General features: G+C 49.1%; 9 protein-coding genes. 3 read left to right on the top strand and 6 right to left on the bottom strand.

Annotated elements, in window-relative coordinates:
• Positions 1–478 precede the first annotated feature (478 nt).
• Positions 479–1,477 carry a LacI family DNA-binding transcriptional regulator gene (locus tag TSUB_RS14125; RefSeq protein ID WP_087022258.1) on the top strand — a complete coding sequence of 333 codons (999 nt, stop codon included), beginning with the start codon at positions 479–481 and terminating at the stop codon, positions 1,475–1,477.
• A gap of 99 nt (positions 1,478–1,576) precedes the next feature.
• Here TSUB_RS14125 and nagE read toward each other — a convergent pair whose 3' ends face one another.
• Complete coding sequence (nagE, locus tag TSUB_RS14120) at positions 1,577–3,031, bottom strand: N-acetylglucosamine-specific PTS transporter subunit IIBC (protein ID WP_087022255.1); 1,455 nt, start codon at positions 3,029–3,031, stop codon at positions 1,577–1,579.
• A gap of 159 nt (positions 3,032–3,190) precedes the next feature.
• Here nagE and TSUB_RS14115 point away from each other — a divergent pair, with 159 nt between their 5' ends.
• Positions 3,191–4,084 carry a LysR substrate-binding domain-containing protein gene (locus TSUB_RS14115; RefSeq protein WP_087022252.1) on the top strand — a complete coding sequence of 298 codons (894 nt, stop codon included), beginning with the start codon at positions 3,191–3,193 and terminating at the stop codon, positions 4,082–4,084.
• 23 nt (positions 4,085–4,107) lie between these two features.
• Here the strand turns inward: TSUB_RS14115 and TSUB_RS14110 are convergent, their stop codons facing one another.
• The 3 genes from TSUB_RS14110 to TSUB_RS14100 form a co-directional block, all read right to left on the bottom strand.
• Positions 4,108–4,503 carry a hypothetical protein gene (locus tag TSUB_RS14110; RefSeq protein WP_087022250.1) on the bottom strand — a complete coding sequence of 132 codons (396 nt, stop codon included), beginning with the start codon at positions 4,501–4,503 and terminating at the stop codon, positions 4,108–4,110.
• Between the two features lie 69 nt (positions 4,504–4,572).
• On the bottom strand, positions 4,573–6,495 hold the full coding sequence (locus tag TSUB_RS14105; protein WP_087022248.1) for an amidohydrolase: 1,923 nt from the start codon (positions 6,493–6,495) through the stop codon (positions 4,573–4,575).
• Positions 6,496–6,670: 175 nt separating this feature from the next.
• Positions 6,671–7,540, bottom strand: a complete 870-nt coding sequence (locus tag TSUB_RS14100) for a LysR family transcriptional regulator (RefSeq protein WP_087022245.1) — start codon at positions 7,538–7,540, stop codon at positions 6,671–6,673.
• Positions 7,541–7,684: 144 nt separating this feature from the next.
• Between TSUB_RS14100 and TSUB_RS14095 the strand changes: the two genes are divergently transcribed.
• The gene (locus tag TSUB_RS14095; protein WP_087022242.1) at positions 7,685–7,975 is read left to right on the top strand and encodes a hypothetical protein; all 291 of its coding nucleotides are present in this window, start codon (positions 7,685–7,687) and stop codon (positions 7,973–7,975) included.
• A gap of 217 nt (positions 7,976–8,192) precedes the next feature.
• Here TSUB_RS14095 and TSUB_RS14090 read toward each other — a convergent pair whose 3' ends face one another.
• Positions 8,193–9,608, bottom strand: coding sequence for a phosphoglucomutase/phosphomannomutase family protein (locus tag TSUB_RS14090; protein WP_087022239.1), 1,416 nt, complete (start codon positions 9,606–9,608; stop codon positions 8,193–8,195).
• A gap of 82 nt (positions 9,609–9,690) precedes the next feature.
• Positions 9,691–12,096, bottom strand: coding sequence for a glycoside hydrolase family 94 protein (locus TSUB_RS14085; protein WP_087022236.1), 2,406 nt, complete (start codon positions 12,094–12,096; stop codon positions 9,691–9,693).
• Between the last annotated feature and the right edge of the window lie 14 nt (positions 12,097–12,110).

Genomic DNA, 12,110 nt, shown 5'->3' with positions numbered 1-12,110 from the left:
CAGAAGGTATTCCCCCCAAACCACACCTTGGTATCTTCTGGTTCGTTGCGCACTTTGTACTTAAGCCTAACACGCTTGCCCAACGGGAAGTGTGTTGACGCAGCTTGAGTCGGTATGGGGTTATGGCGTGTTTTTGGGGTGAAGTTGAGAGGCTTGAAGGGAAATCCGATATATACTCAAGCCACCTCAAGGTGCATGTTCAGCGAGAGTTTCTAGGTTTGCCATCGAGGCACTGTTTTGAAGATCTAGTGGACTAAATCAAAAAACAGTAACGACGGTGGCGAGCCTAGAAAACTCGCCCTTCGGGAAGCGACTAGCGCCCCGATTTCTGCGTTAAATGTGTTCGAAAGGGGAAAGCCATTCCTTCACACCTTTGCCTTGAACTCGACGCGCTAGTCTGCTTCTGAATCCTGCATCTTGAGGTGGCTTGAGTATACTCGCATTGCAACACAGCACCTTGATTAAATGGAAGTAATGGATGGCAAGTATTAAAGATGTCGCGGCGTTAGCGGGGGTGAACCGCTCAACGGTGTCACGGATTATCAATGGCGAAGGCTCTTTTCGCGCAGATACGAAGCGAAAAGTTGAAGCGGCCATGGCAGAACTCAATTATCGACCAAGTGCGATTGCACGTAGTTTAGCGACGGCTTCCTCAAACATGACAGGGCTTCTGGTGACCTATTACACCGGTGGCTTCTTTGGTTTTATGATGGATCAGGTTCAATCAGAGCTTGATAAGCACAACAAGTTTTTGATCACCGCACAAGGCCATCATAGCGTTGAAGGTGAGCGTGAAGCGATACGGCGTTTTCATGATCTACGCTGTGATGGCTACATTCTCAATAGTCGCCACTTAAGTGACGATGAGTTGCGTGATTTGGCAAAGCAACCCACACCGTTTGTGTTAATTGATCGCGTCGTCGAAGGATTAGAATCGCGTTGTGTGACCTTTGATCACCATAGCGCCAGTGAGATGATGGTGGCACATTTGATTGCTCAAGGTCACACGAAAATTGGGTGTATTTCAGGGCCTATTCATCGGGTCAACAGCCGGGCGCGTTTACGCGGTTATCAAGCGGCACTGAAGGCCGCAGGGATCACGCCTGATCCTAAACTGACCAGTGAAGGGAACTATGGGCGAGAAAGTGGTTACTTAGCGGCAAAAGCGCTGCATCAAGCCAACCCTGAGATGACCGCTATTTACTCGTGCAGTGAAGAGATGACCAGTGGGTTGTTACAGTATCTTCACGAGCAAGACATTGCCGTTCCTGAGGCGATATCCGTAGTCAGTTTTGACAGTATTGACCTTTGCGCCAGCTACTATCCCGCGATTTCAGCAGTGCACTTTCCGATTGGTGATATGGCCAGAACGGCAGTGGAGATCCTGAACGGTCTCATGAATGACTCGCCGATCGAGATTGTCCGTCACTTTGAACCGAGCTTACGTCTGCGGCAAGGTGACAGAGCGATAAACTAAAAAAACGCCCAGTCATGAGCTGGGCGTTTTAGTAAGGTGAGAATGTCACCACCCACACCAGGGGGGATTGGGTGGATAGCAACACTCTCAGGGGGACGGTTAGGCTAAGATGCGTTTCATCTCTGCGGCAACTTTATCCACTTTGCCAAGGCCAATGATGACTTGCAGTCCTTCTTTACCGATAGGTACCACGCCTGCAGCACCCAGTTTGCCCATCTCATCGCGGTTGGCGATAGAAGAGTCTTTTACAGTCAGACGAAGACGAGTAATACAGTTGTCGACTTCAACAATGTTCTCTTTACCACCGATAGCAGCGATGTAGGCTTCTGTCAGTTCGCCGATGTTTTCCGCATTGACGGCTTCTTCATCGCTCTCACCGCGACCCGGTGTTTTCAAGTTAAACTTGACGATTGCAAAGCGGAACATGAAGTAGTAAATCGCAAAGAAGACAACACCTTGAACGATCAACATGTACCATTTCACTGCGAGCGGGTTCTGCGTCGATAGAACCATATCAACGAAACCTGCAGAGAAGCCAAAGCCTGCCATCCACTCCATTGATGCTGCGATATAGAGCGAGATACCGGTGAGAACAGCATGAATCACGTAAAGCAATGGAGCCGTGAACATGAACGAGAATTCAAGTGGTTCAGTGATGCCAGTGAAGAACGATGCCATGGCGGCAGCGAGCATGATAGAGAAGGTTCTATCTTTCGATTTTTGGTCAGCACAGTGGTAGATAGCCAGTGCAGCACCCGGAAGACCAAACATCATGATGGGGAAAAAGCCTGCTTGGTACATGCCTGTTTTACCGACAACAGCATTGCCTTCTGCGAGGGATTGTGCACCACCAAGGAAGTTAGGGATGTCATTGATACCGACAACATCAAACCAGAACACAGGGTAAAGGGCGTGGTGCATACCAATGGTCAGCATCAGGCGGTTGAAGAAGCCAAATAGGCCAGCACCGACGGCGTCCATCGCTTGGAGTTTGGTACCAAAAGAGATGAGCGCGTCATAAATAACGGGCCAAACAACTAGCAGTAGCACCGAAAGTAAGATACCGGCGATGGACGTCAAAATGGGTACAAGGCGTTTTCCGCTGAAGAAAGCCAAGGCTTTAGGCAGTTCAACAGTGTGGAAGCGGTTGTAAATTTCAGCGGAGATAATACCGATAAGAATACCGACAAACTGGTTGCCAATCTTATCGAATGCTGCGGGCACCGCCTCAAGATCAATGCTTTTTAGCTGTGCAACAACGGCTGGAGAAAGCAAAGTGGTGACGACCATGTAGCAGACAAACCCCGCTAAGGCGGCTGAACCGTTTTTGTCGCGGCTCAGGCCGAAGGAAACACCAATGGCGAAGAGTAGCGCCATGTTATCAATGATGGCTGCACCTGATTTGATCAGTAACGCAGCGATGACGCTTTCTGAGCCCCAGCCAACCGGGTCAACCCAGTATCCAATACCCATCAAGATTGCTGCCGCTGGTAAGGTGGCGACCGGCACCATCAATGCTTTACCTACTTTTTGTAGATAGCCAAAAATATTCATTCATCACCTATTTTTTTGACGTTAATAAAGTTTCAAAGGTTCAGAGAGTTGTTGAGGCGGCCATCTCTTTCTCTCACTGCGCCAATAATGGGATAAATAAATTTCATCAACAAACGAAAAATAAGCTAACATGCATTAAAAATATTCATGGATGGAAAGATGTTAGTCAGTAATAAATTGATGGCCAACCTACACACCTTAACGATCGTCGCCAAACACCTGAGTTTTACCAAAGCGGCAGATGAATTGAGTCTAACTCAAGGGGCAATCAGTCATAGAATCAAAGGGTTGGAGTCTGAGCTTGGTTTTCAGGTCTTTGTGCGTCTCACACGAAGCTTGGCGCTGACTCCGGAAGGAGAAAGGTTGATAAATACCTTGCACCATTCGTTGGCCGCTATTAACAGTGAGCTTGAGGATTTAAGCGGTAACGCGTTGTTTGGGGAACTGGTTGTCGGCACATCACCCGCGTTTGCGACCAACTGGTTAATGCCGAGACTTCACCGCTTTCATGAAGAACACCCCCACTTGAATATTAAGTTGTTTACCAAGCACTACCGTGGCGATTTTCAATATGATGCGTTGGATGCGGCGATCTTTTATAGCCGAGGTCGTTACATTGACAGTTATTCGGAACGGCTGTTTTCTGAAGAGCGTATTCCGGTTTGCTCGGCGCTGTATGCAGAGAAACTTGGTCTGTTAGCTGGGGATCTCACTGCACTTTCGCAAGCGACATTTATTCACGGCGAGCATTCAGAGATCTGGTCTAAATGGCTCGATCATATGGCGATGACGATAGATTGCTATGCGCGTAGCCATACCTTCACCCAGTATGATCATGCGATCATGGCGGCACAGAACTCGATGGGAATTGCGATGGCGAGAAAAGTGGTTGCTGCCCACTATTTACAGACAGGGGACTTGGTTGCGCCATTCCCGAGTATTAGCTCGGGAATGGGGTATGACCTTGTTTGCCCGGACGGCATGCAGAGCAGACAAAAGTTTGTCGTTTTTGCTGACTGGCTGCGACGTGAAGCTGCGCTGATGGATGGCTAACCCTTCAGCTTACCTTGCTCGCGTCATGCATGATGTGCTGGCTTGTTAGCACGAAAACAGCGAACGACTTGCAGCAAGCCGACTAGACCAATGATGTTGACGGCGACACCTGCCCAGCGCCAAATCGCGGTCGGCCAGTTTGTCGGCTCACCTGTGAATGCACCAATGATGGCCAGCAATGCAGCCATAGCGGGGAGGAGGGACACTAGACAGTAACTTTTCTCGCAACCTTTGTGTAGCAGTATCAGCAGTGTCATGCTCAGGATTGTCATGACAACTATGCCATTGAGTGAAGCGACGGGGCCAATCGGTTGTTGTCCTTGTGCGATTTGGTAAACACCTACCGCGTTCCAGATCATACACAGTACAAGGTGAAGTAGTTGCGCCGAGTAGGCGCGAGTATATTGATGAACGAGCATAATGATCTCTTTGAGAGGTCAGAATAAAAAGCCCGGCGAGAGCCGGGCCAGTATTATCAGGGGGGCGAGTTACATATCGCGAAGGATCTCTTGGTAAATGCGGCTGGCATCGCAGCTATCACCACCTGTCACATGTCCACCGCCAAGGCGAGAAATGATGTTGACGGTATTTAGCCCTTCTTGGTTAAGCACGAGACCTTGCGACATTTTCTCAGTCACAACCGGGTTGCCATTAAAGACAGTGGCATAGACTTCGATGTCTTTAATAGTTTCAGGTGCCGTTTTCTCTACTTCATAAGGGTGCTGGTTGAGTACTGCAAAGTTAGCGGCTTTACCCAGGTCAATACTGCCCACTTCATCTTCCAAACGCGTTTGGTAGGCGGCTTCGATGGTGATCGCACGCAGCGACTCTTCCATGGTCATCTTTTCAGACTCACCTAGCATCTTGCCACTGAGGCCAGTACGGTTAACTGCTGTCCAAGCTAGTGCAAGTGGGCGTCCCGGCGCCATTGGCGCATCAGAGTGGAACGATAAGCTTGCCCCAGCATCAAGGAAAGAACGGCCACGAGACGTGTATTGCGCGCGCTCCATACCAACACCAAACTCTGCATACTGTTCGCCCAACACATGTAAGTAGAATGGGTTGACAGAGAAAGTGGCACCAATGTCAGCACCGCGCTGGATATCGACCGGATCGGTGTAAGCCAAGTGATGGAAACTGGTACGGTGATCCTCACGCGGTGACTCTTCGTGCAGTTTCTCCATCAGGTCTACGGCCACTTCGAGACCGTAGTCACCGTTAGAGTGGACGACGATGGTGTAGTCATTTTCCCAGTAGGGGCGCATGCTTGCTTCAAGATCTTCCGGATATTGGATCCAAGCGCCGTCATGGCCATCGGTATAGCCGTCTTTCATCATCATTAACTGTGCATACGCAGCGCCATCAGAGAAGAGCTTGACTTGATTGGGCAGCCAACGCACATACTCACCGTTTGTGGCTGGGTCTTTGACCATTTGCGACACCGCCTCGAAAGCGGCTTGCGCATCTTTATCCAAGTGATCATAAGCGGTGTTACCTGCCGGGATCATGTAGTAATCCAGCATTGGTAGGCCATCATCCATCAGGTTGACCATCGATGCTGTCATGTTCATCGGTAGCATGACACCAGGATCAACTGCGGTGGTGATGCCTCCTGCTTGCATATACTCCTTGGTACGCTCAATGCCTTGAGCAAACTTTTCCGGTGTGCCGACGAGTTGAAGCAACAAAGGCGCTGCGGCATAGAGACCGGTCTCATAGGCATGACCTTTTTCGTAGTCCATGTAGTTGAAGTGATTCGCTTCACCTTGCCAGTCTTCGGCTTTAACGCCGAAGTGATCGAATGCGGCACTGTTAAAATAGAGCTCATGCACAGAGCGCTGCCACACAATAATAGGACGTTCGGTGCTGATCTCATCGAGGATCTGACGGTTCATTTCACCATGGAAGTAGTTGTGCCAGCCCCAAGTGACGAGTGGCTCGCCTTCAGGCAGTGAGGCTTCGAGCTCTTTTAAACGCGCGAGATACGCTTCTTGGCCAACCACCCCTTTGACGTCTCCCCAAGGTAGGCTCCAGTCCGCTGGGGTGATGAAGTGGGTATTGGCGACAAAGGTGAACAGCCAAGCGTGGACATGGGGTTCGACAAAACCCGGAGTCATTGTTTTGTTGGCAAAGGTTGTATTGTGCGAGAAACCTTCCGTGTCTTGGTATTTGGCTAAGATGGTGTCTCGGTCGCCAATCGCAAGAATCTTACCATCTTGAACCGCGACGGCATTTGCACTCTCTATTTGGTCAGACATGGTAATGATGTTTGCCGCTGAATAGAGGGTGATAGGTGACGCTGAGGCTTCCGCAAACAGGGTGTCGGTTTGCTGCGTCGATTGACAAGCCGTGAGACCTAAGGCCATGGCGGCAGCTAATGCTGTGATTTTTATTTTTGCGTTTAGGGACATGGATGATGCTCCGAGAGTAAAACGAGAGACGTTGTCATTGAGGTTTATTCTATGACCGTTTGTCGTAATGCCTAAATCGCGAAATGGTGAATAGCGGGGTGAAATCCCCCGCATAGAGATAAAAGGTGGCGCAGATTTTTCGTTGTTTAACTCATTGCGTGGTGGTGATCACAGTTTAAGAAAGCAGGGAGGTGAGTTGATTAGCTAGCCAACGCTGGGCTTTTCCGAAGCGATGGCTGTGATGCCAAATCAAGATACGCCGCCCATACATAGGAGCATTTGTATCTAGACTGACTTGGATATAGCGTTCGCTTTCGGGGGAAATTAACTGCAAAGGAAAAATGCTCCACGCCGCTTTTTGACTGACGATTTCCAGCGCCGCTTCCGGTGAAAAGACCTGCTGAACATTCTCAAATCGGTCGGTGCGCACCACTTTGTCTAAATCGGGATAAGCAATAAGGGGGACTTTCCTCAACTCAGAGTGCAGTCGTTGCGTCGGGTGAGATTCCGCCGTATCGCGATGCATGACGCTGACGAGAGTGACATTGTCGACATGTTGAGGATGAAAGACTTCGGGTAAGTCGCGGTTTTGAAAGAGCCTTAATGCGATGTCTATGGTACCCGCTTCAAGCAAAGGATCTAAGGCGTCGGTGTGCTGCCGTTGCCAGTGCACGTGCAGGCCGGGAAACGCAGTATGAATGGCTTTATCTATTCGGCTCATCTCGTTTAGGGTCGTGAAATGATCGATGCCGATAGTCAGCGAGGATTCGATATCACTGCTTAAGTTTTGGCTGAACTGACAAAACGACTGATAGCCTTGCAACAGTGTGCGAGCCTTACCATATAAGGCCTCTCCCTCTGGCGTCAGTGTGATTGTCCGTCCATGGCGGTCAAACAGAGTAACACCAAGATCGATCTCTAAGTTAGCAATGGCCTGGCCTATCGAGCTGCGATCACGGTTCAGTTTTCTGCCCGCAGCGGTAAAAGAGCCCATTTCGACTACGGTGGTGAAATAGTGGAGATGTTCGATATTTGGAGAAATCATCGTCGAATTTTCTGAGATTGCCTATGCTTAGAAGGTTTTCTGACAAAGTTATTATTATCAGCACGTTGTTGCATTGCGCGGTATGAGTGGCCGCATCGATGCTTCAGTATTACAGACCCTGCTGATAATAACGAGGAGTAGGTGATGTTGCTGAGAGCGAAAGCGTGTTTGTTAGTAGGTATGGTGATGATGACGAGCGGCTGCTCTACCACTAAACTTGCCTTAAACTGCCAAGGGGAAGCTGTGGATGTGGAGTTTGAGGCTGAGACAAAAGCCTATATCTATCGCAATCGAGATATTCGTTTAGCGCAGCACAGTGGCTACGATAAAGCGGGGGTCTTTCAAGATGATCGAGGCGATACCCGTTTGATCGACCAAGGGGATAACTGGTACTTAAAATGGGATGACGATCGGATGATCTGTCATAAACGGTAGGAAGATCATTGCAGGTCGATGTCGTTGAAAAAGGTAAAAAAAAGGTAGCCCAAAGGCTACCTGCGTTTCGCCCAAACCTACATGACTGACCCTAACGGCTGGCGAACAAGTTAAGTAACAGCTAATTGGTTTCCGCTGTCTGTACAAACCACACCTCGACAGACATTGGTTACCGAAACCCCCATTGCTGGGGGGAAAACACATCAAGGAGTGTGAATTACTGCTCTAAAAAGAAGGTGCGCATCTGGTTAACAATCGCTTCTGCTTGTGGCTGATCTTCCATTTCGGAGAACAGTCGTAGTAGAGGCTCTGTACCAGAGAAGCGAGCAAGTGCCCAGCCACCATTCTTGAAGTACACTTTTAAACCGTCAGCATAGCTGACTTTTTCAATATCATAGCCGAAGTCAGGCAGCGCCTTTTCGACATAAATGCGGTTGTGAATCTCAGGCTTTTTGCTGGCCTTAAAGGTGCAGTCGCCTTCTGCGGTATACGCAAAGCCGTAACGGCCGTAGATTTCATCCAGCATTTCAGAAAGCTTCTTGCCTGTGACACTGATCATTTCAACCAGTAGGCTTGAGGCAAAAACGCCATCCTTACCTTTGATATGGCCGCGGATAGTCAGACCACCCGAACTTTCACCACCAATCAAAGAGTCATCTGCTTCCATCTGCGAGCTGATATGTTTAAAGCCGACTGGGACTTCAAAGCTCTTCTCGCCATGGTCGGCAGCAATTTTATCGAGAATATGGCTGGTGGCAATATTGCGTACCACGGAACCTTTCCAGCCCTTGTATTTCAACAGGTAGTAGTAAAGCAGGATTAGTACTTCATTTGGATGAATAAAGCGTCCTGTCTCATCTATGATACCCAATCGGTCCGCATCACCGTCGGTACCTATACCTATATCGTATCCTTGCGTTGCGACGAGGTGTTTTAGACGGTACAGGGTTGCAGCACTTGGCGATGGCATCATGCCACCAAACGCTGGGTTTTCACTGTCGTTAATGACGTCGACGTCACAGCGACCGGAAATAAGCACTGTTTGTAATGCATTTTTTGCTACACCGAACATTGGGTCGATGAGCACACGTAGGTTTGCTTTTTTAATCGCGTCGATATCAATAAAGTCGACAATGGAATCGACGAAATCGTTCATTGGATTGATCTGTTCGATCAGTTTTTGTTCGATGGCTTCTTCGAAATCGATGGTTTTTACATCGTCAGCGCTGAGGTTAGCGATTTGCTGTTCGATTTTCGCCGTGATGATTTCGTCAGCGTCGCGACCCCCTTTGATGAAGACTTTGATGCCGTTGTAGTCCGCAGGGTTGTGAGAGGCGGTGATACACGCAGAGTAGTCGGCATTCATCTCTTTCGCTTGAAACATCACGATCGGTGTCGGTACATATTTGCCGATGTAGCTCACGTCAACGCCGTTGGCAGCCAATACTTCGGCGAACCAGCGACTGGCTTTGTCTGAAAGAAAACGACGGTCAAAACCAATGACGAAACCATTTTTGGTTACGCCTTCATCAATCATGATGTTAGAGAGTGCTTGTGCGACTAACTGAACATTTGCTTTGGTAAATTCGTCACCGATAAAGGCGCGCCAGCCTCCAGTACCGAATTGAATCATGGTGTTCTCCTTGACCTGAACTGAGCAGGTTGATGCATCTTAAAAGTGGTAGCGGCACATTGGCCGCTACCCAAATAGGGCATTAGCCCATCACAACAACAACTTCGTTTACGCTACCCGCTGGTTGCGCTGGAATCGCACCTTCAACTGCTTCACCATTGAGGGTGATAGACACAACGCCTTTGCTAACGTTGTTCGGGTTTTCAACTTTGATGTTGAAGACCGCATCACGCCATTCACGGCGAACTTCGAAACCAGGCCATGCAGTTGGAATACATGGGTCAACAGTTAGGCTATCGAAACCGGTCTGCACACCCAAGATGTAGTTAGTGACTGCAAAGTAAGCCCAACCAGAGGTACCAGTTAGCCATGGGTGGTTTGCACGACCGTGGTTTTCGTGGTCGCGACCCATGATGAACTGTACGTAAGAGTAAGGTTCAGCAATACGCTTCTCGATGATCTCGTTTTGGTTGTATGGGTTGAGTGCATCGTAGAACTTCATTGCACGGTCACCGCGGCCCAATTTGGTTTCTGCAACCCAAGCCCAAGGGTTCGGGTGAGAGAAGATCGCGCCGTTCTCTTTCACGCCTTGGTAAACACGGGTAACGAAACCGATGTCATCATTTGGTGTCGCGAATGAAGGCGCATTAAGGTGCAAGCCATACTCAGAGAACAGGTTCTCATCTACCGCATCCATCGCTTTCTCACCGCGCTCTTGAGAGACGGCACCAGACAATACCGCTAGGGTGTTAGACTCAAGGTGTACACGGCCTTCTTCTTGCTGAGCGGTACCAATTTTCTCACCATTCTTAGTAAGACCACGGATGTACCAGCCACCTTCGTCGTCCCATAGGTGCTCTTCACAAGCTTCACGTACGTTGGCTGCCATCTCGGTGTACTTCTGTACGGCTTCGTCGTCACCACGGTGCTTCGCAAGCTCTACAAACTCTTGCAGTGCCCAGAAGTGTAGGAACGAGACCATTGAAGACTCACCGCCACCTAGGTTTAGACAGTCGTTCCAGTCGGCACGAAGACCTTTACAGATACCGGTTTGACCGACGTACTCGGCAGAGAAATCCAGTGCCGCTTTCATGTGTTCGTAAACTGTTGCGTCGCCGCCGTTTGCGTATGGAATCACTTCGTCAATGAAACCGAGTTCCCCCGTTTCTTGAACAAACTTACAGATGGTCGGTACCAGCCATAGGTGGTCGTCAGAACAGGTATCTTCGATACCGTGGATCTTGTCGTCATCACTTGGTGTTGGTACGACTGTTGGCGATTTTGATGGCTCAACGTCCGCTTTTTCTGGATCGAACCAGTCTGGATCGAAGAGGTGCAGACCGTAACCTTCTTTCACTTGACCACGTAGCAGGTCAACAAGGCGCTTACGTGTCATTTGTGGGTTAGAGTGTGGTACAGAGATCGCGTCTTGCGCGGTATCACGGTATCCAAGACCAGTACGGCCACCGACTTCGATGAATGAGGCAAAGCGAGACCAAACCACACAAGTTTCTGCTTGGTACAGTGTCCAAGCGTTGATCATGGTGTCTAGGCCTTCGTTTGGCGATTTCACTTGGAACTTGTCACAACGGCTGCCCCAGTGATCTTTAATGCCAGCAAATGCTGCGTCAACGTTAGCAAGATCTTGGTATTTAGCACGTAGACGTTGACCTTCGCCTTTACCAATACCGAGAACAAAGGTAAAGCGTACTTCTTCACCCGGCTGAATAACGAACTGCTTGTGCAGTGAGCCACAGTGGTTGTAACAGGTTTGAACGTGGTTAGAGCATTTACCGTTTTCTAGCGCGATTGGGTTCGCTTCGTCACGGTATAGACCGATGAATGAGTCACGTTGGCCATCGTAGCTATCTGGGTCGAAGCTTGATGCCATAAAGTAGTAGCCATCTTTATCGTTGGTGTTGTAGTACAAGTCGTACTCAATCACACCCTCATTGTATGAGGTACCCGCAGAGTAAAGACTCATCTGATGGTTTTGGTTGTCAGACTGGATGTGGCTGAATGAGAATTCGACGAAAGAGAACGCACTGATGGTACGCGGCTGATCACTGTCATTCTTAATGGTGATGTCCCAAACTTGGCAATCTTCGCCTTTTGGTACGAACAAGGTTTTTTGTGCAGTGATGCCGTTGTATTCACACTTGAACTTAGAGTAAGACAAGCCGTGGCGTACTTCGTAGTTTGCTTCCTCTAGGCTTTTTGCAACAGGCTGCCAAGAGATAGACCAGTAATCACCCGACACGTCATCACGCAGGTACACATAGTGTCCTGGGCGATCAAATGTCGCATTCGGGCGGAACTTAGTGACGCGGTTGTACTCTGGAGAGCGGAAGAAAGAGTAACCACCTGCGTTATGAGAGATAACTGTACAGAATTCTTCAGTACCTAGGTAGTTCGTCCATGGCGCCGGCACGTCAGGGCGAGTGATAACATATTCGCGATTGTCGTTATCAAAATAGCCGTATTTCATCGTTACTATCCTTT

Source organism: Thaumasiovibrio subtropicus, assembly GCF_019703835.1.
GTDB classification, from domain to species: domain Bacteria; phylum Pseudomonadota; class Gammaproteobacteria; order Enterobacterales; family Vibrionaceae; genus Thaumasiovibrio; species Thaumasiovibrio subtropicus.
The sequence above is the reverse complement of the archived record's forward strand: the minus strand, read 5'-3'. Positions and strand labels throughout refer to the sequence as shown.

Excerpts from the sequence above, each read along its gene's own strand:
- TSUB_RS14125 (WP_087022258.1), top strand. The coding sequence starts at position 479 with ATGGCAAGTATTAAAGATGTCGCGGCGTTAGCGGGGGTGAACCGCTCA.
- nagE (WP_087022255.1), bottom strand. The coding sequence starts at position 3,031 with ATGAATATTTTTGGCTATCTACAAAAAGTAGGTAAAGCATTGATGGTG.
- TSUB_RS14115 (WP_087022252.1), top strand. The coding sequence starts at position 3,191 with ATGTTAGTCAGTAATAAATTGATGGCCAACCTACACACCTTAACGATC.
- TSUB_RS14110 (WP_087022250.1), bottom strand. The coding sequence starts at position 4,503 with ATGCTCGTTCATCAATATACTCGCGCCTACTCGGCGCAACTACTTCAC.
- TSUB_RS14105 (WP_087022248.1), bottom strand. The coding sequence starts at position 6,495 with ATGTCCCTAAACGCAAAAATAAAAATCACAGCATTAGCTGCCGCCATG.
- TSUB_RS14100 (WP_087022245.1), bottom strand. The coding sequence starts at position 7,540 with ATGATTTCTCCAAATATCGAACATCTCCACTATTTCACCACCGTAGTC.
- TSUB_RS14095 (WP_087022242.1), top strand. The coding sequence starts at position 7,685 with ATGTTGCTGAGAGCGAAAGCGTGTTTGTTAGTAGGTATGGTGATGATG.
- TSUB_RS14090 (WP_087022239.1), bottom strand. The coding sequence starts at position 9,608 with ATGATTCAATTCGGTACTGGAGGCTGGCGCGCCTTTATCGGTGACGAA.
- TSUB_RS14085 (WP_087022236.1), bottom strand. The coding sequence starts at position 12,096 with ATGAAATACGGCTATTTTGATAACGACAATCGCGAATATGTTATCACT.